Source organism: Winogradskyella sp. (genome assembly GCF_028289625.1).
In the GTDB taxonomy this organism is placed as follows: Bacteria; Bacteroidota; Bacteroidia; order Flavobacteriales; family Flavobacteriaceae; genus Winogradskyella.
Genome location: NZ_JANQOM010000013.1, coordinates 190,894 through 215,600, shown reverse-complemented (window position 1 = coordinate 215,600; position 24,707 = coordinate 190,894). Strand labels below are relative to the sequence as shown.

The following is a 24,707-nucleotide window of genomic DNA, read 5'->3' as shown; positions in this document are numbered from 1 at the left end:
TAGTGCAAATTGCCGTAGCTAACCCAATCACAAGAGAACGGTTTCTGAATATTAGAAATCGTACCGAACAAATTTGTCAATCCTTACTACCAGAGGACGTATCCGTGCAACCTGTAGATTTTGTGTCACCTCCTAAATGGCATTTGGCACATACCACTTGGTTTTTTGAAGAATTTATTTTATCCAAACATAAATCAAGTTACAAACGTTTTAATAAAGATTTTGCCTATTATTTTAATAGCTATTACAACAATGTTGGCGAACGTGTATTAAGAGCCAATCGTGGATTAATGACCAGACCAACGTTTGAAGATGTTATAGATTACAGAGCTCATGTTAACAACAACATGGCTAAATTTCTTGAAGGTGAAGTTGATAATGAGATTAGTAATATCATTGAAATTGGCTTGCAGCACGAACAGCAGCATCAAGAATTATTGATTTATGATATTAAATACATTCTTGGCCATCAAGTTACATTCCCTACTTTGGATTTTGAAGTAAAACTCACTCTCGAAAATCAACACCAAGAGTTCGTTAAAATAGATGAAAGCGTTTATGAAATTGGTCATAAAGAGAATTGCTTTTGTTGGGATAATGAATTAGGCCACCACAAGGTGTACCTTCACGATTTTGAAATTTCAAACAGATTAGTTACCAATTCAGAATTTATAGAATTCATTGAAGCTGGTGGTTATGAGGACTTCAACTTATGGCATGCCGATGGTTGGGATTGGGTAAAGAGTGATAGCATAAATGCACCCATGTATTGGCATAAAGTGAATGACAAATGGATGCATTATACCCTAAGCGGTTTTAAAGAAGTTGATGCTCATCTTCCTGTGAGTCACATGTCGTTTTATGAAGCATTTGCTTATTCGCAATGGAAGGGTATGCGTTTACCTACAGAATTTGAATGGGAAATTGCTTCTCAATATTTGGATTACGGTCAACTTTGGGAATGGACTAATAGTGCCTATCTGCCCTATCCTAATTATACTAAGGCCGAAGGTGCCATTGGCGAGTATAATGGCAAATTTATGGTGAATACTATGGTGATGCGAGGTGCTTCTGTGGCATCGCCTAAAGGGCATTGCAGACCTACTTACAGAAACTTTTTTGCGCCAGAGAACAGATGGCAATTTTCAGGAATAAGACTCGCAAAATAGTATGATAGATACATTTGCACAAGATGTACTTCAAGGCTTATCGGCCGAGAATAAATACTTATCCTCAAAATATTTTTATGACGATAATGGAAGTCGCATCTTTCAGGAGATTATGAATATGCCTGAGTATTATCTTACAGATGCAGAGTTTGAGATCTTGTCCATGCAGTCCAAACAAATTGTCGAAGCCTTACATTTTTCCCAACCATTCAATATTGTAGAACTTGGAGCAGGAGACGGCTTTAAGACATTTAAGTTGTTAGAGTATCTTACCAATAACCATGTTGATTTCAACTATGTGCCCATAGATATCTCAAAAGAGGCTATAGACGCTTTAACAAAGCGACTTAAAGAACGTTTACCAAGTATTCATATAAAACCAAAAGTCGGTGATTATTTTAAAATCTTAAAGCAAAATAAAAAAAGTGATTATCCGAGCCTGCTCTTGTTTTTAGGGAGTAATATAGGCAACTACCAAGAAGATAAAGCCATAGAACTACTAAAGCTTTTTAATGAAAACATGAAGCAAGGTGATAAGCTACTTGTAGGCTTCGATTTAAAGAAGAATCCTATAACCATTCATAATGCCTATTACGATAAACATGGCATTACAAAACGCTTTAATTTAAATTTGCTGTTAAGAATAAATAGAGAGTTAGATGCTGACTTTAAAATTGACGATTTCGATTTTTATTGTCATTACAGTCCGCTAACAGGAGAAGTAAGAAGTTATATAGTTAGTTTAAGACAGCAAGAAGTTCTATTAAAAAAGTTAGTTACCTCCATCCATTTTGATTATAATGAATTGATCTGGACAGAGCTTTCTAAAAAATACAGTTTACAGGAAATCAATGATTTGGCATTAGCATCAAATTATAAAACGGTAAATAATTTTTTGGATTGTAAACATTATTTTACCGATAGCCTTTGGGTGAAAGTATAATTTGAATTGAGATAACGCATTTTCGTCAGTTTGAGTGGATTTTACCAATGAAATGGGTAAAATTTGTATCGAAAACAAGAAAATGTTTGCTAATAAACTACTTCTCGATAGCTCTGCTGAGCCTGTCGAAGCACATCCTGACGTTTACTGTCAGGAGACTCAAACTGACGAAAAAATTTCTAATATTCTAGATTAGTTGGAATTCTGAAGCTTAGGCAGCATGGTTTCATTTTTTTCGTGAAGCGATTCCATATCGCTGAGAATCACATTCAACAATTTGAGTACTTCTAAGATATAAGGGCCTTTATTCAACATGACGCTTTCTGCCTTAATGGAGTTGGTGGCATCTGTAATTTCCGAACGGGAAGGAATCCCTTTTTTGGCAAAATTTTCAAGTACTTGGGTCGCCCAAACCACAGGAATATGTGCTGCTGCGCAAATGGATAAAATTTCTTCCTGAATCTTTCCGATACTATTCCACCCAGTTTCTACCGCTAAATCCCCACGTGCAATCATCACACCTACGTGTTTTACTTTCATAGCGCTCAATAAAATATTTGGCAAATTATGAAAGGCAGTACGTGTTTCAATTTTTAGAATAATACTCAATTTATTGATAACGTTAAGCTGCTCTAGTTCGTTGAGTAATTCTTCGACGTCTTCAGGAGAATTGACAAATGAAAAATTCACAATATCTGCATGTTGAGCTACAAATTGAAGGTCAATTTTATCCTTGTCGGTCAATCCATGTATTCCTAATTGCGTGTCAGGAAAATTCATACCTTTTTCGGCCTTTAATTTAGAACCTTGAGGTTTGGCACGTGTAATACATACCTCGAACAAATCGACATTTACAGATGTAATTCTACCTTCAATTTTTCCGTCGTCAAACAAAACCCGATCGTCCTTTTTTATATAGTCAAATAGTTTTGGGAGTTGACAAGAAACCCGAGCTGGCTCAACGAGATTTCCATCTTCATTATAGGTAGAAGGAACGCCCAAATGCGGTTCTTTAGTGATGATGAGACTATCATTTTCCTTTAAAATTAAGGCCTGTTCTACATTGGGTAATTCCCCAACTATTAATGATTTTTCCTCATTATTAGAAGTGGTCAAAACCATTCCCGTTGCCAAATAAGATGTTTCGTAACAATAGGCAATAGCACTATCCTTTAATAGTTCAATAATCTTTAAGCTTCGGGATTTATTACGAGTATCTATAAAATTGTATTGTTCCCCAACCTCTAAGCTATCTAGACTTTGTTTCGATATAGGCAAGCAATCATTTTCAGAATCCTCATTAAGAACATCTACTAAAACTATTTTAGCAGGTTGTATAATATTGCCAATATCATCACGCTCGGGACTAAACTTACGTACTTGTGGGCCAGGAGTAATGGCGCCAGTTCTAATCTTAGGTCCGGCAAGATCCATGGCGATTTTCACTTTTTTTGACTGCTGCTTAGAAGCCTTTCTTACATTTCTGATTATGTTTTCCCAGATGTAGGTGTCATCGTGAGCACAGTTGATTCGGGCACAATTCATACCTTCCTTAACCATGTTATATACCATCTCATAATCAAAAGCAGCTTGAGTTGGCAAAGTGACCATAATGCGCACACGTCTTCCTTTAGAGCGATAGCCGAGTAGTTCTTTAGTGTGTTTATTGAGTAAGCGTTTTCCGTTTTTCATGGAAAGTCCTGATTTGCCCAAAGCATTTGGTTCTTCTTTTTTTAAACTATAAAGTAGTTTCAGAGCCTTTAGTAAACTAGCTTTTATATGTGCTTCGGCATTACCAAAACGCGTAATTCCTAGATTGCGTAACTTCTTCTGTGTACTTCTTAAGTCATACTTTCTAAAGGTCTGGTAGTGTACTAGATTCCTTGCGCTTTTTTGATAATCGGGATGGATTGCACCCAAATTATTTTCAAAATGCACTCTCTCGTACGTCATGGCTTCCAAAATGGCAGTAAGCTGGGTGATGATTGAATCGATTTTTTTGATATTGTTTTTTGTCATTGGTGTACGCAAATAAATAGCCCCTAAATTTAAATGCTTTAATGATGATGTATATTATCTGTAGGTTAAATTGTATGGTTTCATGTCCAGCCAGTCCATAAATGACGTTATGTATTTATATAATTTTTGGAATGCTGTAAAATATATACAAGCTTCTGTGAAATGTATACTTCAAAAAACAGTGACCGAAGTAATTTTGTAGTGTTCAAAAGAAAAATTCATTAAATTAATAATCTATAAAATATAAACAATGAGCAAAACAATTTTAATTACAGGAGCAAGTTCGGGAATTGGAAAAGCCACTGCCGAACATTTTCAGCAAAAAGGATGGAATGTTGTAGCGACAATGAGAAATATAGAGGATGGGTCTGATTTATCACAATTAGATAATGTATTAGTAACGCGTTTAGATGTTACTGATGATGCCTCTATTGATAGCGCTATAAATGCGACTATTGATAAATTTGGAACCATAGATGTGTTGGTTAACAACGCTGGCTATGGTGCAGGCGGTCCATTTGAAGCTATTCCTATGGACAGAATAAGAAGGCAATTTGAAGTCAACGTTTTTGGGCTTCTAGCAACCACGCAAGCCGTATTACCAATTATGCGTAAGCAAAAATCAGGGACAATTGTCAATATATCTTCAATAGGAGGCAGAATAGCAATGCCTATGTTTAGCATGTATCATGGTACAAAGTGGGCCGTAGAGGGTATGACTGAAAGTTTACAATATGAATTAGAACCCATCGGTATTAAAATGAAAATCGTTGAGCCTGGTGCTATTGCAACGGATTTTGCCGGACGTTCGTTAGACTTTAACAATGATGAAAGCCTTACAGAGTACCAAGGTGTCGTTAATGCTTTAATGAGCGCCATGCCAGAAATGGTAGGAAATGCAAGTCCAGCGTCGAAAGTCGCAGAAGTTATAGACGAAGCCATTCATGGTGATAAGTTACGTTACCTAGTAGGTGAAGATGCCGAGCAAATGATGCAAGCCAGAAACACCCTTTCTGATAGCGAATATCTACAAATGACGAAAGAACGTTTTAGTTTGAATTAATTGGGTTATTACCAAGGCGGGCAATAGGTCATCTTTTGCCTGTTTTGTTTTGAAAAAAAGGATTTGATGAGCGAAATTATTCAAATAAAATCGATAGGCGAAGCCTGCAGAGCTTTTGGTTTTCCTACACCTAAACATCCATTGGTGGACGTAGTTTGGGCTAAAGACATGCCAGATTTTAATCAGTATCTAGGGGTGAAATACAATACGGAATTGTTTGCCATTTCATTAAAGGACGGTATAGAAGGGTCAATGGGATATGGTCGCAACAGTTATGATTTTACAGATGGGACAATGGTATTTTCTAAGCCTAATCAGGTGTTATCTGTAGAAGAAAAAACTATCTCGGCAGATGCCAAAGGTTGGATGTTGGCCTTTCACCCAGATTTGATTCGTAAATCGGTATTAGGAAAAACAATAAACCAATATAATTTCTTTGATTACGAAGTTCATGAAGCCCTACACATTTCCGAAGATGAAAAAGCAACTCTGACTGATTTGGTGAGAAAGATTGTAACAGAGATTAATCAGAATATTGATAAGCATAGTCAAAAATTAATAATTTCTACCATCGAACTAATTTTAGATTACTGCAATCGCTTTTACGACCGACAGTTTTACGTAAGAACTAATTTGCATCAAGACCATGTTGCTGAATTTGAACACTTCTTAAAAGATTATTTTAACTCAGAAAAACCTACAGAATTAGGTGTGCCCTCCGTAAAGTATTGTGGTGAGCAACTTAATATGTCGTCTAATTATTTGAGCGATTTATTAAAGAAAGAAACTGGCAAAAGTGCCAAGGATCATATTTATGCCTTTATCGTAAATAGCGCTAAGAATAAATTGTTAGGTAGTACAGTATCGATTAGTGAGATTGCCTATGGCCTAGGTTTTGAATACCCACAACACTTTAGTAAACTCTTTAAAAGGCAAACAGGCATGAGTCCGGTGAAATATCGAATTCAAAATTAGCTTTATGAAAAAGGTTATTATTACTGGTGCTACAGGAATGGTTGGAAGTATTGTGCTTCAGCATTGTTTGAAAAATAATCAAATAGAAAAGGTAATTTCAATTACACGCAGAGAAACAAACATTAAAGATGAAAAGTTAATTGAGGTCATTCATAAAGACTTTTTAAATTATGAAAATATCAAAGACCAGTTCAAGGACATAGATATTGCTTATTTCTGTATTGGAGTTTATACTGGTGCTGTTCCAGATGTTAAGTTTAAGGAAATTACAGTTGATTACACCAAGACTTTTGTTAACATGCTAAAAAGGGAAAGCCCAAAAGCAAGGTTGTGTTTTTTAAGTGGAGCTGGAGCGGATTGTACAGAAAAGAGTCGTACGTCCTTTGCACGTTATAAAGGAATGGCAGAAAATTTTATGGCCAATTCTGGGTTAGAATTCTATAGTTTTCGACCTGCCTATATTTTCCCAGTTAAAAAACGAAAAGAACCCAATTTAATGTATACTATAAGTCGTAGCTTATACCCTATTATTAAGCTTTTCGGAAAAAATGCATCTATTAAATCTACAGAATTAGCAAAGGCAATGTTTCAAGTAGGGTTGACAGGTGCCGAGAAATCATTTTTAGAGAATAAAGATATTCTAAAGCTAATTAAATGAAAAGAATAAAGAAATTATTAAAACGTATGTTAGTATCAATTTTAGGGATAATTGCTTTATTGGTGATAGCTTTTATGTTATTCGTTAATTTTTATCCATCTTTTGGAGGTGATATCTCTGAGCAGAGGCAAGAACGTTACAGTTCTTCAAGACAGTTTAAGGATGGTGTTTTTGTAAATGAAAAAGATGTACCTAAAGATCCGAGCTTTTCAGAAATCCTAAAAATATCTAGGAAATTCTTTTTTGAGAAAGTTGAGGCAGGAAGACCTAATACCGACTTAAAAGTTCAAAAAGTAGATTCTGCAGCAGTCTCTAACTATGCTGAAGGAGCACGTCTCATTTGGTTTGGGCATTCGTCATTTCTTTTACAAATAGATGATAAAAATATTCTTATAGACCCAATGCTTAGCGATGTGCCAGCGCCTCACCCTTTGCTTGGTGGGAAGCGCTTTAGTAAGGAATTACCCATTGAAATTGAAAAACTTCCAAAAATTGATGCAGTCGTCATCTCGCATGACCATTACGATCATTTGGACTATGAATCTATTAAAAAGTTAAGGCATAAAGTTGAGGCCTTTTATGTACCCTTAGGTGTCGGAATACATTTGGAATCTTGGGATATTGATAGTAACAAAATATCAGAAATGGATTGGTGGCAAGAAACTACTTTTAAGGGCATTCAGTTAGTTTGTACACCTGCACAGCATTTTTCAGGTAGAAAGTTTAGTAATCGGCAGAGTACCTTATGGGGTTCTTGGGTAATTAAGTCAGATAGTACAAGTTTGTTTTTTAGTGGCGATAGTGGTTATGGGCCGCATTTTAAACAAATTGGCGATAAGTATGGGCCTTTTGATTTTGCTATGATGGAATGTGGTCAATACAATAAGATGTGGCCAGACATACACATGTTCCCAGAGGAGACAGCACAAGCAGGAGTGGATGTGCAAGCTAGAGCTATGATGCCTATTCATTGGGGAGCATTTAAGTTAGCACTGCATTCGTGGACTGATCCAATAGAACGTGTGCAAAAAAAAGCTAAAGAATTACAAATGCCATTGACGACCCCAATGATTGGTGAACCCATTAATATTGCTAGTCCAAATATGAAGCATACCGTTTGGTGGTAGAACATTTTTTGTGTTAGAAAAAAACTGTAACTTTATTTATTCTTTAACTAACAGACAAATGAAGTTTAAACACTCCCTCTCATTTATTGTATCCGTTTTTTTAATTAATTCTTGCGCAACCTATAAAGCACAATATGATGGAGAACATGCACAACAAGCACCACCACAGAAAGAAGTTAAACATACATTTTATCTTATCGGTGATGCAGGAAACTCTCAACTTGGACAAATAGATAAAGCTATACTAGCATTTGGTAAAGAACTTAAAAAAGCTTCAGAAAACAGTACAGCAATTTTTTTGGGCGATAATATCTACGAAAAGGGTCTGCCAAAAAAATCATCAAGCGAATATGAATTGGCTAAGCACAGGTTACAAGTACAAATAGATGCGGTAAAAGACTTTAAAGGTGAAACTATTTTCATTCCTGGTAATCACGATTGGTATTCTGGTGTAGGAAGTTTAAAGAGGCAAGAGAAGCTTGTAGAAGAGGCTTTGGGAAAGAATACGTTTTTACCCGAAAATGGTTGTCCTATTGATAAGATACATATTGCCGATGACATAGAATTAATACTTGTTGATTCCCATTGGTATATTACCAATTGGGACAAACATCCCACCATTAATGACGATTGTGATATTAAAACTAGAGCCGATTTTTTAGATGAATTTGACAGCCTCATTAAAAAAGCAAGAGGTAAAACAACAGTAGTTGCTATTCACCATCCAATGTATACCAATGGTTCACATGGAGGTCAATACTCATTTGGCAGTCATATGAAACCTTTACCCATATTAGGGACACTAAAAAATATAATTAGAAAAACCAGTGGTGTTGCCAATGTAGATCTTCAAAATCCAAGATATAATGACTTTAAGAGACATCTGGTAACTCTGGCTCAAGCCAATGATAAAGTAGTGTTTGTCTCTGGGCATGATCATAATTTACAATACATTGTAGAAGATAACTTGCACCAAATCGTATCAGGCTCTGGTTCGAAAATTTCGGCCGTAAGAAATACTGGAAATGGAAAGTTTGGTTATGGTACAGTAGGTTATGCCAAGTTAATAGTGTATAAAGATGGTTCATCTCATGTATCGTTTTATTCAGCTGAAGAAGAGAAAGACGTATTTCAATCTACAGTATTTTCAGAATACAAAGAAGACACCAAAAGAGATTTTAAAACCAATCTGCCAGAGCATACATCAGCATCCATATACTCTGAAGAAGAAACGGATATAAGTGGTTTTGGAAAATTTTTATGGGGAGACCGTTTTAGAAAGTATTACAGCACTCCAGTAAAGGCACCAAATGTAATGCTAGATACTTTGTTTGGAGGTTTAAAGGTGGTTAGAAAAGGAGGCGGAAATCAGTCAAAATCATTACGTCTCGAAGACAAAAATGGCGCGCAGTATGTAATGCGAGCCCTTAGAAAGCAGGCTTTGCAGTATTTACAGGCCGTAGTTTTTAAAGATCAATACATCGAAGGTCAGTTTGATGATACAGAAACCGAAGACCTTATTTTAGATGTGTTCACAGGCGCACATCCTTATGCGCCATTTGTCGTTGGGGGTTTAGCTGATGCTATTGGCGTATATCATACCAACCCTGTACTTTATTACATACCTAAGCAAGAAACCTTAGGTAAGTATAACGACGACTTTGGTGACGAGCTTTATATGATTGAAGAGCATACGTCGGAGGGTCATAGCGACCAGGCTAGTTTCGGCTATCAAGACGAATTGATAAGTACCAACGATATGATGGCAAAAATCCATAAGGATGAAGACATCGTTGTTGATGAGGCCGCCTACATCAAAGCTAGATTATTCGATATGCTCATTGGAGATTGGGATAGGCATCAAGATCAGTGGAGATGGATAGAGTTTAAAGAGAATGGTAAAAAAGTATATCGGCCGATGCCTAGAGACCGCGATCAGGCATTTTCTAGAATGTCTGACGGCTTTTTATTAGGAGCCGCAGTAAAGTTGATTCCAACGGCCCGTTTACTGCGTAAATACTCTGATGACCTCGAAGATGTAAAAGGTGTCAATGTAGAACCGTATCCATTAGATATGGAAATCATTGCACAATCCGAAAAAACAGTTTGGGATGCAGAAGTAAAACATATACAAGACAATGTTACTGACGATATCATTGAAAAGGTATTTCTAAATATACCCGAAGAAATAAGGGATGAAACTATCGAGGAAATAAAAAGAACCTTAAAAGCCAGACGTGCAAACCTTCAGAAAATCTCTGATCGTTATTTTGAACTCATAAATAAATATGCTGTCATAAAAGGAACTAATAAAGATGATTGGTTTGATGTAGAACGCTTACCAAATGGTAAAACGAAAGTGACGGCGTATAGAATCAAAGGAGGTGAGAAAAAAGACATCTTCCATGAACGAACTTATAATCACGAGGACACCAAGGAAATCTGGATTTATGCCTTGGATGACGATGATGTACTTGAAGTTTTTGGCGATGGTAACCAATTAATAAAAGTGCGATTGGTTGGTGGGCAAAATAATGACACCTACAACATCAAAAACGGAAAACGTGTAACGTATTATGACTATAAATCAAAAAAGAGCACAGTAGTAACAAACAAGGGGCACGAGAAGTTTTCGGACAACTACATGACCAACGTTTATGATTACAAAAAATTAAAAAATAACACCACCCAAATATTACCCAGTTTAGGGGCCAATCCTGACGATGGATTAAGAATTGGTGTTAATGCAGTATGGACCAACTATGGATTTGAGCGTAATCCTTTTACGTCACAACATCAAGTAACTGCGTCCTATTATTTCGCAACAAGTGGTTTTGATTTGAATTATAATGGAGAATTTGCCAATATCTTACCAAATGTCAATTTTGGTGTGGAAGCACACTTTAACAGCCCTAACTTTGCGGTTAACTTTTTTGGTTTTGGTAATGAAACACCCAACCCAGAAGCTGATGAAAATGATGGCTTAGATGTGGATAGAGATTTTAACAGGGTAAAAATAAGAACATTAAGATTTACTCCATCCTTAATTTGGCGTGGAAAAATGGGCGGTGTTCTAAAGTTTGGTATTACTTACGAAAGTAATGAGGTTGAGCGAACAGCAGGACGATTTATAGAAAGCTTACCAGCAGATGATGCCGTATTTGATATGCAGGATTTCTATGGCGTAGACGCCAAGTATCAATACGTCAATAAAGACGATGATGCATTTCCAACACTTGGATTCCAAACATCATTACATCTTGGATACAGAAACAACGTTGATACTACGAAAGGCTTTGGTTATATCATACCTGAATTGGGCTTTGATTATAGGTTGGTGCCAAGTGGGCAATTGGTTTTGGCAACAAATTTGAGAGGTCATGTCAATTTGGGTGATGGTTTTGAATTTTACCAAGGGGCAACCTTGGGGGCAAGAACAGGACTTAGGGGCTACAGATTCCAACGTTTTACGGGTAAATCTGCTTTTTCGCAATCTACAGATGTTCGTTGGAATTTTGGACGTTTAAAAACTGGGCTATTACCAATCCATATTGGTGTTTTTGGAGGTGTAGATTATGGACGCGTTTGGTTAGAAAATGACAATTCAGACAAGTGGAACAACTCTGTTGGTGGTGGCTTCTTTGTTAATATGGCACAGATGATGACCGCTCATATTTCGGCATTTAGTAGTAGCGATGACTTGCGTATAGCATTTCAGTTAGGTTTTGGGTTTTAACTTTTGTGCGTTATAGAATAAAACAATAGAAATGTTATGCAATACAAAGCTCTTATTCTGCGTTAATATCATTTTTCTACATTTGTTTTCATGTTAAGAACTATTCAAATAATTGCCTTATTGCAGGGTGTCTTTTTATTGTTTATCCTTATTCAGCGGAGACAGGAATATAAAAAGGTAAACTTTTGGTTATTATTAGGATGCATTATATCTGTAGTATTCTATGCGGTTGGTGATGACGACTATAACTTATTCATGCAAAATACTGACTGGTTCTTATTTCATGATACTTTGATCATCACGTTCTTCTTTTTGTTTGTTCGTTATTATAAATCTGGTAAAGACGAGTTTAATAATAAGGATTTATGGTTTTTTATACCCTATATTATAACAGTTGTTTACAAAACCTTAGACAGCTTCTATACTATCGAAAAAGGACTTCTTTTTAAAATTGCTCATGTAATTACAGAGCTTGTCTTTTTAGCCATGCTTGGCTATGCAATATATGATATCATAACAAGGAAAAAGGAAAAATGGCTGTTAGCATTTATTATTCCATTGACTATAATTTTCACCATAGATGAATTGGCTTTTTTAATAACTAATTCAACGGAGTCACCTTACTTCTTGGATAGCTATGGAACTATATTAGCGGCGGTTTTCTTATTTTACTATGTGCTCTATAAACTTATTATTACACCTAAAGATGTACTCCCAAAATCCAATGATTCTAAATATAAAACGTCTAGTTTAAATGGAAATAATATTGAGAGGTATAAAGCTCATTTATTCCGTTTGATGGAGGAAGAGAAACTTTTTAAAAACAATAAGATTACAGTAAATGAAGTCGCAAGTCAAATGAATATTCCTAGACAACATTTATCAGAGATTTTAAATGTTCATTTGAAGATTGGATTTCAAGATTTATTGAATCAATATAGGGTTGAAGAGTTTATAGAGTGTTTAAAAAACGAGACCTACAAAAACTACACCCTTTTGGGCATCGCCAATGAAGTTGGTTTTAGTTCAAAATCTTCCTTCAATACCACTTTTAAAAAGTTAACAGGAGTAACACCAAGCCAGTATAAAAAACAGTTGGTTTAGGCATACATTTTAGAGTTTAAAAATTCTCCATTTTTCCTAAAAATAAGCTTAAAACGTACAAAATACGAATTCTGAACGTTTTGAATCTTGATTTAAGATTTCTGTTAAGATGCTGATAATCAATTTATAAAGTATTGTTTTTTGATAAAGTGTACAGCATGCGTATTCTGAACCACTCTCATTTTTGAAGAATTACCTACCCACTTACTTTTGACTTGAAATTGAATTTCGAACCAATTAAAATGGATAAAATCAAGTCATACATTACACCAAGAAATCTATTGATTTTCAACATCATTTTAATCATTCTCTTTTTTCTTTTTAGCTGTGTAGTTGATGAAGAGGAAGGTTTTTTTGATTCTGTAACTGAAATAGAAAATATCATCTCACCGCTTCCAGAATATTCACCAGTGCCTGACTCTAATGAAATGTCAGCCGAAAAAATAGATTTGGGTCGGCAATTGTTTTGGGATCCTATTTTATCAGGTAGTAAAGATGTGGCTTGTGCAACTTGCCATCACCCAGACAAAGGGTATGCAGATGCTTTGGATTTATCTATAGGTGTTGGTGGCATTGGGCTTGGTGAGCAGCGCATAGGTAATATTATTGCAGGTAGAAATGCGCATACAGTAGTTAATACCGCATTTAACGGTATTACAATTAACAATCAAGTAAACCCATTGGATGCACCAATGTTTTGGGATAATAGAACAATGAGCTTGGAAGCGCAAGCACTACTTCCATTGCTTTCTAAAGAAGAAATGAGAGGTGTAACTATAGAAGAAAATCAAGTATACGATATCATTATAAATCGTTTGGAGGCTATTCCACAATATAAAGCGGCATTTCAAGATGCTTTTGGAACAGAAGAGATAACAACAGATAAAATTGCTAAGGCCATAGCCTCTTTTGAAAGAACACTTATAGCAACGAATAGCCCTTTTGATAGGTATATGCGAGGTGATGCATCTGCAATGACTGACCAACAAGTTAATGGCATGAATGCTTTTATCAATGTTGGCTGTGCAGAATGCCATGGTGGACCGATGTTTTCAGATTTTCAATTGCATACTTTAGGGGTACCAGATAATCCTAAATTACCAGAAACCGATGCTGGTACAGGTACGTATGCCTTTAGAACACCAACATTGCGGAATTTGTCGTTAACCGCTCCTTACATGCACAATGGTATGCATACGTCACTCGAAGAAGTCATGGATTTTTATGAGGAAATTTCAGAAGGAGATGCTGATATGATTAATACTCACCTAAGTATAAATAATATTGATCCGTTAGCAAGAGATTTAGATATGGATGATGATGTTACAGATGCGATCATTGCTTTTATGAAAGCGCTTAATGACCCAAATTTTAACAGAACAATTCCAACAAATGTACCAAGTGGTTTACTCGTTGGCGGACATATTAATAATTAAAGTAGCATGAAAAAGTTTATTATCATCCAAGCGACTTTAATAAGTTTTTGTGTAAACGCACAAGAGCCTTTAACAATTAGTAATCAGCGCCATAAAATTGCAGGTGATATTTTGGTCGTAGCATTGCCGACGCTAACGCTAAGCTCTACATTTATTTGGGGAGATGGGCAAAAAGGGGCCTATCAGTTTACAAAGGTTTTGGCTACTACAGTAGCGCTTTCTTATGCACTAAAATTTACTATAAATAAAGAGCGACCAAATGGTGAAAATAATTACAGTTTTCCATCTGCACATACTTCAGTGGCATTTGCTAGCGCAGGATTTTTACAAAAACGCTACGGATGGGAATACGGAATCCCAGCCTATGCCATAGCAGGATATGTTGGTTATACAAGAATAAAGGCTAATAAACACGATGGTTGGGATGTACTTGCAGGTGCAGTTATTGGTACTGGGATGAGTTATTTATTTACAAAACCCTTTAATAAAGACAAAAAATTTCAGATGGTTTCTGGGTTTGTAGAAAATACGCCAACGCTCGGTTTCACATATAAATTTTAAAATTATGGCATTACAAGAAGAACTAAAGACACAAGGCAATTTTCTATTTAAGAATAGGAGTTATTTGCCATTAATAGTTTTAGGGATAGGACTTTTGGTTTTTATCCATAAAGAATACAATGAAATTGAAAAACCTAATACTTGGCTTGCCGAAAGTTTCGAATTTTTATCACTCTTTATAAGCTTATTAGGTTTAATAATCAGAATTATAACGGTTGGTCACACACCTAAAAACACATCTGGTAGAAATACGAAAGACGGCCAAATAGCAGACGAAATCAATACAACAGGTATGTATTCAATTGTTCGTCACCCCTTATATCTAGGGAACTTTTTTATGTGGCTGGGTGTAGCAATGCTTACTGAGAATTTTTGGTTTATAATTGCTTTTGTATTGTTTTATATCTCTTACTATGTACGTATTATGTATGTGGAAGAGAGTTTTCTTCGTTCAAAATTTGGCCAAATTTATACAGATTGGGCAGAAACAGTACCAGCAATTATTCCAACATTTAAAAACTACAAAAAACCCAAATATCCATTCAGTATTAAAAAAGTACTGAAAAAAGAAAAAAATGGCCTTTGCGCTGTCTTTTTACTCTTTTGGATGTTTGATGTGGTTTGCAGGCTTTGTCAAAAAGAACCTTTTGAATCCGACGCCAGGTTTTGGTTATATGGCGCGATTACAGCAACGATTATCTACTTTGTTTTAAAAATAATGAAGAAGAAGAATATGCTAAATGAACCAAATCGATGAAGCTCATAACCTACTAAATAGTTCACTTTTTAAAACATAATTAATCAATAATTTATATATGAATAAAACGGCTGCTTTTTTAACCTTACTAATAATATCTTGGCTCGGCTTTGCGCAAGAAAAATATACTATCAGCGGTACGCTTAAGAATAAAACCAACGGAGAAACCTTATTAGGCGCTACTATCTTACTGAAAGGTACTACAATAGGCACAACGACGAATGAATACGGTTTCTACTCGCTTACGGCATCTGAGGGTGATTATATATTAATCATCTCCTATCTTGGTTTTAAGACTATTGAAACACCAATTATTTTAGACAAAGACATAAAGTTTAATATAGAATTAGAAGAAGATACAGGCCTTTTGGATGAGGTAATTATTAATTCTGAAGAGTCTAAAAAAGTCAATTTGCGTTCACCTCAAATGAGTGTGGCAAAACTATCGAGCCAAACGATTAAACAAATCCCTACAGTTTTGGGCGAAGTCGATGTAATTAAATCTCTGCAACTTTTACCTGGCGTTTCAAATGCTGGTGAAGGTGCTTCAGGTTTTAATGTTCGTGGTGGCGCCGAAGACCAAAATTTGGTACTGTTGGATGAAGCCATTATATATAATGCCTCGCATTTGTTTGGTTTCTTTTCAGTATTTAACACGGACGCTATAAAGGATGTTAAACTCTATAAAGGTGGTATTCCTTCGCGTTTTGGTGGGCGAGCGTCATCGGTGTTAGATATTAGACAAAAGGATGGGAATAGTAAAGATTTTAAATTATCTGGCGGTATTGGTGCTATTTCCAGTAGGTTAGCTGCTGAAGGTCCGATGTTTAATAATAAAGGGTCTTTTCTATTGGCTGGACGTGCCTCGTATGCTAATATATTCCTGGCTTTGGCAGGAAATGAAAACCGTGCTGGCTTTTACGACCTTAACTTAAAAACAAACTATGAGCTTAACGAGAAAAACAAGCTCTATCTTTCAGGTTACTTCGGAAATGATAACTTTAAATTATCTAATTTCTTCACCAATTCTTACGGAAACTTATCAGGGAACTTACGTTGGAATCATATTTTCAATGATAAACTCTTTTCTAACCTATCGTTAATCTATAGCCGTTACAACTATGCGCTAGAAATCAATTCTCAAGGTATTGATTGGACGTCAGATATTGATAATTATAATCTAAAGTATGATTTAGAGTATTACTTGAATGATAAATTGAAATTTGATTTTGGTGCCAGTGGCATTTACTATAATTTTAATCCAGGGGAATTAAATCCACTCGATGAAACCTCTGGAATTAACCCATTAAAATTAGACGATAAATTTGCTTTAGAAGCTGGTGTTTATGTAGGTCTGGAGCATAAAATTTCAGATAAGCTTACAGCACAATATGGTTTGCGTTACAGTTATTTTAACCGTTTAGGGAAACAAACTCTAAATGATTCTGCCAATGATTTGCCAGTGGTTTATAACGAACAATTGGATATTTACGAACGTGCCGACCCAATTGGTGAGACTGAATTTGGTAGTGGAAAAAGCATTGCAGACTTTGGGAATTTGGAACCGCGATTAGCATTGTCGTATCAGTTGAATAAAAAATCATCAATCAAAGCAAGTTACAATCGTATAGCGCAATATCTGCACTTAATATCTAATACCACTTCAGCAACACCATTAGATGTGTGGGCGCCAAGTGGGAAGTTTCTAGAGCCTCAGATTGCTGATCAATTAGCCGTGGGCTATTTTAGGAATTTTAGAGACAATATGTTTTCAATAGAAGCCGAAGCGTATTACAAAACCATTGATAATCGTGTCGACTATATTGATGGTGCGGACCTTATTGCTCAAAATACCATTGAGACTGAAATTCTCATAGGCGAATCTAGAGCCTATGGATTGGAATTATTACTTCGTAAAAACAAGGGCAAATTTACAGGATGGTTGGCCTATACACTTTCAAAGTCCGAACAACGAACACCTGGAGGTGCAGCCGGAGGTCTTGGTATTAATAATGGCAACTGGTACAGTACACCTTGGGATAGAACCTATGATTTATCCTTTACTGGAACTTATAAATTCAATGATAAGTGGCGTTTTGGTAGCAATTTCGTCTTTCAAACAGGACGACCAGTAACGTATCCCAATGGACAATTTCAGTACAATGGCTTGTCTATTCCAACTTTTTCCGAGCGTAATGCAGACCGATTGCCCGCATACCATAGGTTGGATATTTCGGCAACGCTCACACCTTGGAAAAATAAAAACCGAAAATGGCAAGGCGAATGGGTATTTGGTATTTATAATATCTACAATCGCAGAAATGCAGCTTCTATAACATTTGGTCAGAATGTGGACACTGGTGTAAACGAAGCTACGCGCACTGCTATTTTCGGAATAATTCCTTCAATTTCTTACAACTTTAAATTTTAGTACAATGAATAGAACATACACACCTATAGCCTTAGTTTTAATTTTGATTGGTTTTTTGAGTTCGTGCACAGACACGGTGGATGTGGATGTCCCGAATGGTGGTGCCAGATTAGTGGTTGAGGCTTCTATTAACTGGGAAAAAGGCACGTCGGGACAAACGCAGACCATTAAGTTGAGTGCGTCTACAGCTTTCTTTGACAATAATCCAGACGTTCCTGTTACTGGTGCTTCGGTAATTGTAATCAAAGATGATGATGGAATGCAATTTGTATTCGAAGACCAAAATAATGGTGATTATACGACCAACGATTTTGAGCCTGAAATTGACCAATCCTATACACTAGAGATTCTTTATAATGGACAAACCTATACAGCAACTGAGACTTTAATGTCTGTGACAGAAATTAATGATATCGAACAAACCATTGAAGGCGGTGGAGACGAAGAAGAAATTCAGATTAAAGTATTTTTTAATGATCCAGTAGGTATTGAAAATTACTATTTAGGTGAATTTAATTCATCTGTAAATCCACTTCTGACATTATCAGCTTTAAGTGACCAATTTACGGATGGTAATGAGAATTTTATAGAATTTGATAATGAAGAATTGGTGCCTGAAGCAACGGTAGACATAAGTATTTATGGTATTTCTGAAGCGTACTATAATTACATAGATATTCTCATTGAACAGGCAAGTGAAAATGATGGCCCATTTCAAACCACTCCAGTACAATTAAGAGGTAACTGCATCAACGAGGATAATCCAAATGAAGAAGTTCTAGGTTATTTTAGGTTAGGTGAAGTAGTGAGGGCAACCTACACGATTCAATAAATGCTTCAGGATAGCTTATTCTTAACTTACCTATAATATTTGATTAACACCTTGGCTAAGGGGAAAATCTATTTTTGTTGTTATGGCAAAAAAAGATTACTTCAACAGGGATTTAAGTTGGCTTTCTTTTAATGAGAGAGTGCTTCAAGAAGCCGAAGACAAAAACAATACGCTCAATGAGCGTCTTAACTTCTTGGCTATTTTTTCTTCAAATTTAGATGAGTTTTATAGAGTAAGAGTTTCAAAATTAAGAGAGTTCAGAAAACTCCAAAAAGACTCGTCAATTCAATTCAAGGAAAAACCAAAACGAATCATTAAACTCATACAGGGAAAAGTAGATAAGCTTCAAGAACGATTCGGACATATTTACAGAGATAAACTTCTAAAAGAGTTAAATGGAGAAGGAGTAGCCTTAATTGAAGCTATTGATTATAACACTGAAGAAAAAGTCTACTCCAAGAACATTTTTCTTTCAGAGATAAGACCACATGTTAAAATTTATGATTTAACAAAAGAAACAAACTTTGATTTTATAAAAGATAAAAGCCTTTACTTTTTTGCCAATACCAAAAACAGAGCTTTGTTGATTTTAATACCTACAAATGCCTGTAATCGATTTGTAGAATTTCCGAAGAAAGATGGGCAACAACATATCACGTTTATTGATGAAATAATTAGAGATAATATCAAGTATCTATTACCAGATTACAATGCCAAGAATTTGTACAGCATTAAGATTACTAGAGATGGGGAATTGTATTATGAAGAGGACGATGGCGAGCTTATTAACCTTATAAAGAAAAGCCTCAAGAATAGGGATTTTGGCATACCTACACGTATTCTGTACGATAGCAAAATGCCAAAGCAATTTATAAAGCGTTTAAGAGCACTTCTTAACCTTAAGAAAACAGATTTAATGCCTGGTGGAAGATACCATAACTTTAGTGATTTCTTTCAGTTTCCTGATATAGAACAGAGAATAGGTGGTACGGATAATAATCAATTCTCTCATCCTGTATTGAGTAAAGCAAATAGTGTTATAGATAGTATCCTAATTGAAGACCATCTGTTGTCATTTCCATATCAAAAGTACGATTCAGTAATACGGCTTATAGAAGAAGCTTCTCAAAGAGCGGATGTTGAATCCATATTTATAACGCTCTACAGAGTATCTAAAACTTCACTCGTAGCACATAACTTATTAAAGTGTTTGGCCAATAATAAAAAGGTTACTGTTTTTATTGAGGCCAAAGCACGTTTTGATGAGGAGAATAATATTGATTGGGGAGAAAAACTACAGCAGATGGGTGCTAAAGTACTTTATAGTATGCCCGATTTAAAAGTGCATTCTAAAATTTTACTAATTAAAACTACCCGTAAAGACATTGCCTATATCGGCACAGGTAACTTCAATGAGAAAAGTGCTAAGATATACTCTGATTTTGCCTTGCTTACGGCAGACCAAACGATTACCAAAGATTTAGATGAAGTCTTTAAGTTCTTAATGGACACGACTTATAAACCTTCGCCAAAGACGATATGGATGTCGCCCTTCTCAACAAGAAATCAACTATATCAAAGGATTGATAACGAAATTACAATTGCAAAAGGTGGAGGTGATGGTTTCTTGTTCTTTAAGATGAATAGCTTAGAGGATAGAGGGGTTATTGATAAACTCTATGAAGCGTCTAGGGTAGGCGTTAAAGTACAATTATTAGTAAGAGGTATTTGTTGCTTAAAGCCAAGTGTTGAAGGTTTAAGTGAAAATATTACAGGGATTAGTATAGTTGGTAAATATTTAGAGCATGCAAGAGTCTATGTGTTTGGAAATAATGGAGCAAACGACATGTTTATTGGGTCTGCGGATTGTATGGAGCGTAATTTAGACAGACGGGTTGAGGTTTTGGTGCCAGTCAAAGATCAGAAGCTAAAAGCCATTATACAGACTTGTGTCAATTTACAGTGGCACGATAATACCAAAGGTAGAATCATTGACGAGAATCAAACCAATACGTATCAAAATGACGAAAAAGCTAAACTAAATTCTCAATTGGATTTTAAAGAATATCTTGGCGAATTACAATTTAGTGAAAAAGAAACTCTCAATCTATCTTAAAGCTATATAAGTTTCCACCATCAACACCAAGGTATTCATCAGCAATATACAAAGTACTGTCATTTTTAAATGTCACACTTTCCTTTTGAGAATCATAAGAGAAGGGATACCGTTTGTATTCAGATTTTAAAAAAGCATTAGTGTTAAGATTAGAAAAAACAAATACCGAGTTCTCAGTTAAAACAGCCATTTTGTCTCCTTTGGCATTTATGTCGGCTGATGTCACCCAACATTTAGATTCCTCGCAAGTATTAAATGTGTCTTTGAATTTTGCTTCATAGCTACCTTTACTAGCTGGTAATGAGTAAAGGTTGGTTTTCCCTTTATGTTTTGAAGAACGACTTTTGGTAAATAAATATAGACTATCCTTATAAAAGAAGAAAGCCTCACAATCAAAATGGCGTTTATTCTTCTTAGGTGGAAATTTCTTTTGTTCAGGATATTTAAAGCGTATAACCTCCGGAATAACCGTTTCAGGGTTATTTTTTAAAGAATCGGCAGCGATTTTTAATATGGAAAGTCCTTTACTATCATTATCGTTATTCCCAAAATTCCCAATATAAAGATTACCTCTTGGATCCATCGTAAGATCCTCCCAGTCCCTATTCTTGGCTTTTACTTTTATGGTTTTAGCAATGTTGCCAGAACCATCAATACCAAAAAGAAGCGGTTTATTGCCACTATCGTTAACCATCCAAATCACTTTATTGTACTTATCAATGGCAATACCAGAAACTTCATTAAGACTTAGAGGCAAATCAGCAATCACTTCCAGATTTCCAGTTTGGCAGCCGCTAGTAAGAAATAATAGAAACACTAGACTTTTTATCTTAATCATAGTAATTTTAGCTTTTCAATACAAAACATTGAGTAAACGTAAAGATATCATAATTATTGGTGGTGGAGCTGCTGGTTTTTTTGCGGCTATTAACATTGCGGAACAGCATCCCGAATTATCCGTTGCTATTTTAGAACGTGGTAAAGAAGGCCTTCAAAAAGTAAAAATCTCTGGAGGAGGACGTTGTAATGTCACACACGCGGAGTTTATGCCAACAGAACTGGTTAAGAATTATCCTAGAGGCAAAAAAGAACTTTTGGGTCCTTTTCACACCTTTATGACTGGCGACACTGTGGCTTGGTTTGAAGAACGTGGGGTTAGACTTAAAATTGAAGATGATGGTAGAATGTTTCCGGTATCCAACACGTCTCAAACGATTATAGACTGTTTTTTGCACGAAGCAAAAAACCATAACGTTAGTGTTCTGTATAACCATATTGTAAAATCAATCAACCCAGAAGAAAAAGGATTTTCTATAGAAACTTCTAAAGGAAATTTGGAATGTGATAAGCTTGTAGTGGCGACAGGAAGCAATCCAAAAATTTGGAGTTTACTTAAGAATTTAGGTCACACAATTGTGCCGCCAGTATCGTCACTTTTTACTTTCGATATCAAGGATAAGCGCATAAAGAACATTCCAGGAGTGGTGGCAAAAGATGTTGAGGTAAAGGTTTTAGGAACAGATTTAGTGTCTGAAGGCCCTTTGCTAATTACGCACGTTGGTATGAGTGCTCCAGCAATTTTAAAACTCTCAGCATTTGGTGCTATTGAGTTGGCCAAACGAGATTATAACTTTGATATAGAGATTAACTTTATTAAACACGAAGCACAAGCATGTGCTGATATACTTAGAGATTTAAAGCATAGGTTGGCAAAGAAACAGGTTGTTGGGACTGCTCAATTTGATTTGCCTAAACGACTTTGGAAACAGCTAGTTATAGCTTCAAACATTACGGAAACCCAACGATGGGCAGATATAAACAAAGAACAATTAAACCAACTATCAAAACAATTAACAGTGGCAGTGTTCAAGGTTACAGGCAAGAGTACCTTTAAAGAAGAGTTTGTTACAGCAGGTGGTGTAGACTTAAAAGAGATCAATTTCAGAACTTTTGAAAGTAAAATCATTCCAAATTTATATTTTGCTGGCGAAGTCATTAATGTCGATGCTGTTACGGGTGGCTTTAACTTTCAGAATGCTTGGACAGGAGCATATATTGTATCACGATCAATTCTAGAATTATGACAACTTATATCGCATTGTTAAGAGGTATTAATGTTGGTGGGCATAAAAAAGTACCGATGGCAGAACTTAGGAAATTACTATCCAAATCTGATCTAGCAAACGTAAAAACCTATATTCAGAGTGGTAATGTAATTTTTCAGTCTATATTGGACGATTCAAAAATCTTAGAAGAAAAAATAAGGAATTCAATTTTAGATTATTTTGGTTTTGAGATTTCTGTATTGGTTAGAACCAGGAATCAATTGCTTAAACTATTTGAGGATTGTCCTTTTTCAAATGAAAAAAAAGAAAATAGTTATTTTGCCATACTATCAGATATTCCAGATAAAGATTTGGTTAAAAAAGCTTACGAGAAGACCTATGAGAATGAAGAATATGCTATTCTCAATGACGGTTTATACTTTTATTGTACCAATGGTTATGGTAATGCAAAATTCAGTTTAAATTATTTTGAAAAAAAGCTGAAAGTCAACGCAACTTCAAGAAATTACAAAACCATGGTAAAATTATTGACCATGGCTTCAGAAAACGAAAATTAGCTTTGATTTTCGTTATTTTTGCACCAGAAAATACTACTTATGACAGCACAAGATTTTGTTTTAGAATCTTATAACTCAAACATTGAAAAAGGTAAAGTAAAATGGTCGTCGCCGAGTAATATTGCCTTAATTAAGTATTGGGGCAAACGCGAACAACAAATTCCAGAAAACCCTTCTATTAGCTTTACCCTTTCAAACTGTAAAACCATTACAGAAGTAACATATACAAAGAAGAAAACAGGCGATTTTAGTTTTAATGTCATTTTTGAAGGCAAGGAAAATGAAGCTTTTAAACCAAAAATTCAAACGTTTTTTGAGCGCGTTGAGGCCTATGTACCTTTTCTAAGAGATTATCATTTTACCATCGAAACATCCAACACATTTCCTCATAGTTCAGGTATTGCCTCATCAGCATCTGGTATGAGTGCACTAGCATTATGTATGATGAGTATTGAAGAAAAGCTAACGGCCTATGAAGATGTCATTTCGACAGAGCAAAGCGACGAGAAATCTCAAAACTATTTCAACCAAAAAGCATCTTTTCTCGCCAGATTAGGTTCGGGAAGTGCTTGTAGGAGTATAGAAGGTGAGCTTGTGGTTTGGGGGCAAAATGAAAGTACAGAAAGTTCGGATTTATATGGGATAAGGTTTAGTGGCGAAGTGCATTCCAACTTCAAAAAATATCAAGATACGATTCTTTTGGTCGATAAAGGAGAAAAGCAAGTGAGCAGTACGGTTGGACATCAACTAATGCATGGACACCCTTTTGCGAAGGAGCGTTTTAAACAAGCGCATCACAATTTGGGAAAACTAAAAGCGGTTTTCGCTTCAGGCGATTTAGATAATTTTGTAAAAATTGTTGAAAGTGAAGCCTTGACGTTGCATGCTATGATGATGACTAGTATGCCTTATTTTATTCTCATGAAACCCAATACACTCGAGATTATTAATAGAATTTGGACCTACAGAAAAACTAATAATTCCCATGTCTGTTTTACGCTAGATGCTGGTGCAAATGTGCACGTTCTTTATCCAGAAAACGAAAAAGAAAGTGTATTGCGATTTATTAAAAACGAATTAGCAGACTATTGCCAAAACAAACAATATATTACCGATTATGTAGGTAAAGGCGCACAATTTATGAAAAATTAACGTCG

The 24,707-nt window shown here is 35.5% G+C and carries 19 protein-coding genes; 17 read left to right on the top strand and 2 right to left on the bottom strand.

Going from position 1 to position 24,707, the window contains the following annotated elements; translation table 11 throughout:
• Positions 1 to 2 precede the first annotated feature (2 nt).
• Both egtB and Q0992_RS03080 read left to right on the top strand, forming a co-directional pair.
• Positions 3 to 1,169, top strand: coding sequence for an ergothioneine biosynthesis protein EgtB (gene egtB / locus Q0992_RS03085; RefSeq protein ID WP_367277935.1), 1,167 nt, complete (start codon positions 3 to 5; stop codon positions 1,167 to 1,169).
• Position 1,170: 1 nt separating this feature from the next.
• The gene (locus Q0992_RS03080; RefSeq protein WP_299520243.1) at positions 1,171 to 2,112 is read left to right on the top strand and encodes an L-histidine N(alpha)-methyltransferase; all 942 of its coding nucleotides are present in this window, start codon (positions 1,171 to 1,173) and stop codon (positions 2,110 to 2,112) included.
• Between the two features lie 192 nt (positions 2,113 to 2,304).
• Here the strand turns inward: Q0992_RS03080 and Q0992_RS03075 are convergent, their stop codons facing one another.
• Positions 2,305 to 4,131: a pyruvate kinase gene (locus tag Q0992_RS03075; RefSeq protein ID WP_299520241.1), complete on the bottom strand. Its 1,827-nt coding sequence runs from the start codon at positions 4,129 to 4,131 to the stop codon at positions 2,305 to 2,307.
• 250 nt (positions 4,132 to 4,381) lie between these two features.
• Between Q0992_RS03075 and Q0992_RS03070 the strand changes: the two genes are divergently transcribed.
• From Q0992_RS03070 to ppk1, 12 genes are all read left to right on the top strand, one after another.
• Positions 4,382 to 5,194: an SDR family oxidoreductase gene (locus tag Q0992_RS03070; protein ID WP_299520239.1), complete on the top strand. Its 813-nt coding sequence runs from the start codon at positions 4,382 to 4,384 to the stop codon at positions 5,192 to 5,194.
• A 66-nt stretch (positions 5,195 to 5,260) separates the two neighbouring features.
• Complete coding sequence (locus tag Q0992_RS03065) at positions 5,261 to 6,169, top strand: AraC family transcriptional regulator (RefSeq protein WP_299520237.1); 909 nt, start codon at positions 5,261 to 5,263, stop codon at positions 6,167 to 6,169.
• A 4-nt stretch (positions 6,170 to 6,173) separates the two neighbouring features.
• Positions 6,174 to 6,827: an NAD(P)H-binding protein gene (locus Q0992_RS03060; protein ID WP_299520236.1), complete on the top strand. Its 654-nt coding sequence runs from the start codon at positions 6,174 to 6,176 to the stop codon at positions 6,825 to 6,827.
• Complete coding sequence (locus Q0992_RS03055) at positions 6,824 to 7,954, top strand: MBL fold metallo-hydrolase (RefSeq protein WP_299520234.1); 1,131 nt, start codon at positions 6,824 to 6,826, stop codon at positions 7,952 to 7,954. Before Q0992_RS03060 ends, Q0992_RS03055 begins: the two co-directional genes overlap by 4 nt.
• Positions 7,955 to 8,012: 58 nt before the next feature.
• Entirely contained in the window at positions 8,013 to 11,690 is a 3,678-nt protein-coding gene (locus Q0992_RS03050; protein WP_299520232.1) for a metallophosphoesterase, read from the top strand.
• A gap of 90 nt (positions 11,691 to 11,780) precedes the next feature.
• Entirely contained in the window at positions 11,781 to 12,794 is a 1,014-nt protein-coding gene (locus Q0992_RS03045) for an AraC family transcriptional regulator (protein WP_299520230.1), read from the top strand.
• Between the two features lie 242 nt (positions 12,795 to 13,036).
• Positions 13,037 to 14,230: a cytochrome c peroxidase gene (locus tag Q0992_RS03040; RefSeq protein ID WP_299520228.1), complete on the top strand. Its 1,194-nt coding sequence runs from the start codon at positions 13,037 to 13,039 to the stop codon at positions 14,228 to 14,230.
• 6 nt (positions 14,231 to 14,236) lie between these two features.
• A complete protein-coding gene (locus tag Q0992_RS03035; RefSeq protein WP_299520226.1) occupies positions 14,237 to 14,791 on the top strand; it encodes a phosphatase PAP2 family protein in 555 nt (184 codons plus the stop codon).
• A 4-nt stretch (positions 14,792 to 14,795) separates the two neighbouring features.
• Positions 14,796 to 15,548 carry an isoprenylcysteine carboxylmethyltransferase family protein gene (locus Q0992_RS03030; RefSeq protein WP_299520224.1) on the top strand — a complete coding sequence of 251 codons (753 nt, stop codon included), beginning with the start codon at positions 14,796 to 14,798 and terminating at the stop codon, positions 15,546 to 15,548.
• Between the two features lie 58 nt (positions 15,549 to 15,606).
• Positions 15,607 to 17,979 (top strand): TonB-dependent receptor, encoded by a 2,373-nt coding sequence (locus Q0992_RS03025; protein ID WP_299520222.1) that lies wholly within the window; start codon positions 15,607 to 15,609, stop codon positions 17,977 to 17,979.
• A 4-nt stretch (positions 17,980 to 17,983) separates the two neighbouring features.
• A complete protein-coding gene (locus Q0992_RS03020; RefSeq protein WP_299520220.1) occupies positions 17,984 to 18,811 on the top strand; it encodes a DUF4249 domain-containing protein in 828 nt (275 codons plus the stop codon).
• An 82-nt stretch (positions 18,812 to 18,893) separates the two neighbouring features.
• A complete protein-coding gene (ppk1, locus tag Q0992_RS03015; RefSeq protein WP_299520218.1) occupies positions 18,894 to 20,927 on the top strand; it encodes a polyphosphate kinase 1 in 2,034 nt (677 codons plus the stop codon).
• Here the strand turns inward: ppk1 and Q0992_RS03010 are convergent.
• Positions 20,914 to 21,765, bottom strand: coding sequence for a hypothetical protein (locus Q0992_RS03010; protein ID WP_299520217.1), 852 nt, complete (start codon positions 21,763 to 21,765; stop codon positions 20,914 to 20,916). The two genes, ppk1 and Q0992_RS03010, sit on opposite strands and share 14 nt — an antisense overlap.
• Before the next feature lie 28 nt (positions 21,766 to 21,793).
• On the opposite strand from Q0992_RS03010, the gene Q0992_RS03005 reads away from it, so the two are divergent.
• The 3 genes from Q0992_RS03005 to Q0992_RS02995 are packed head-to-tail and all read left to right on the top strand — an operon-like array spanning position 21,794 to position 24,702.
• Positions 21,794 to 23,011 (top strand): NAD(P)/FAD-dependent oxidoreductase, encoded by a 1,218-nt coding sequence (locus Q0992_RS03005; protein WP_299520215.1) that lies wholly within the window; start codon positions 21,794 to 21,796, stop codon positions 23,009 to 23,011.
• On the top strand, positions 23,008 to 23,550 hold the full coding sequence (locus Q0992_RS03000) for a DUF1697 domain-containing protein (protein WP_299520214.1): 543 nt from the start codon (positions 23,008 to 23,010) through the stop codon (positions 23,548 to 23,550). Before Q0992_RS03005 ends, Q0992_RS03000 begins: the two co-directional genes overlap by 4 nt.
• A gap of 39 nt (positions 23,551 to 23,589) precedes the next feature.
• The gene (locus Q0992_RS02995; protein ID WP_299520212.1) at positions 23,590 to 24,702 is read left to right on the top strand and encodes a diphosphomevalonate decarboxylase; all 1,113 of its coding nucleotides are present in this window, start codon (positions 23,590 to 23,592) and stop codon (positions 24,700 to 24,702) included.
• Positions 24,703 to 24,707 lie beyond the last annotated feature (5 nt).

Coding starts and splice junctions, on each gene's coding strand:
- Q0992_RS03000 (WP_299520214.1), top strand. CDS start 23,008: ATGACAACTTATATCGCATTGTTAAGAGGTATTAATGTTGGTGGGCAT.
- Q0992_RS03065 (WP_299520237.1), top strand. CDS start 5,261: ATGAGCGAAATTATTCAAATAAAATCGATAGGCGAAGCCTGCAGAGCT.
- Q0992_RS02995 (WP_299520212.1), top strand. CDS start 23,590: ATGACAGCACAAGATTTTGTTTTAGAATCTTATAACTCAAACATTGAA.
- Q0992_RS03075 (WP_299520241.1), bottom strand. CDS start 4,131: ATGACAAAAAACAATATCAAAAAAATCGATTCAATCATCACCCAGCTT.
- Q0992_RS03020 (WP_299520220.1), top strand. CDS start 17,984: ATGAATAGAACATACACACCTATAGCCTTAGTTTTAATTTTGATTGGT.
- Q0992_RS03050 (WP_299520232.1), top strand. CDS start 8,013: ATGAAGTTTAAACACTCCCTCTCATTTATTGTATCCGTTTTTTTAATT.
- Q0992_RS03035 (WP_299520226.1), top strand. CDS start 14,237: ATGAAAAAGTTTATTATCATCCAAGCGACTTTAATAAGTTTTTGTGTA.
- ppk1 (WP_299520218.1), top strand. CDS start 18,894: ATGGCAAAAAAAGATTACTTCAACAGGGATTTAAGTTGGCTTTCTTTT.
- Q0992_RS03060 (WP_299520236.1), top strand. CDS start 6,174: ATGAAAAAGGTTATTATTACTGGTGCTACAGGAATGGTTGGAAGTATT.
- Q0992_RS03070 (WP_299520239.1), top strand. CDS start 4,382: ATGAGCAAAACAATTTTAATTACAGGAGCAAGTTCGGGAATTGGAAAA.
- Q0992_RS03080 (WP_299520243.1), top strand. CDS start 1,171: ATGATAGATACATTTGCACAAGATGTACTTCAAGGCTTATCGGCCGAG.
- Q0992_RS03025 (WP_299520222.1), top strand. CDS start 15,607: ATGAATAAAACGGCTGCTTTTTTAACCTTACTAATAATATCTTGGCTC.
- Q0992_RS03040 (WP_299520228.1), top strand. CDS start 13,037: ATGGATAAAATCAAGTCATACATTACACCAAGAAATCTATTGATTTTC.
- Q0992_RS03055 (WP_299520234.1), top strand. CDS start 6,824: ATGAAAAGAATAAAGAAATTATTAAAACGTATGTTAGTATCAATTTTA.
- Q0992_RS03010 (WP_299520217.1), bottom strand. CDS start 21,765: ATGATTAAGATAAAAAGTCTAGTGTTTCTATTATTTCTTACTAGCGGC.
- Q0992_RS03030 (WP_299520224.1), top strand. CDS start 14,796: ATGGCATTACAAGAAGAACTAAAGACACAAGGCAATTTTCTATTTAAG.
- Q0992_RS03045 (WP_299520230.1), top strand. CDS start 11,781: ATGTTAAGAACTATTCAAATAATTGCCTTATTGCAGGGTGTCTTTTTA.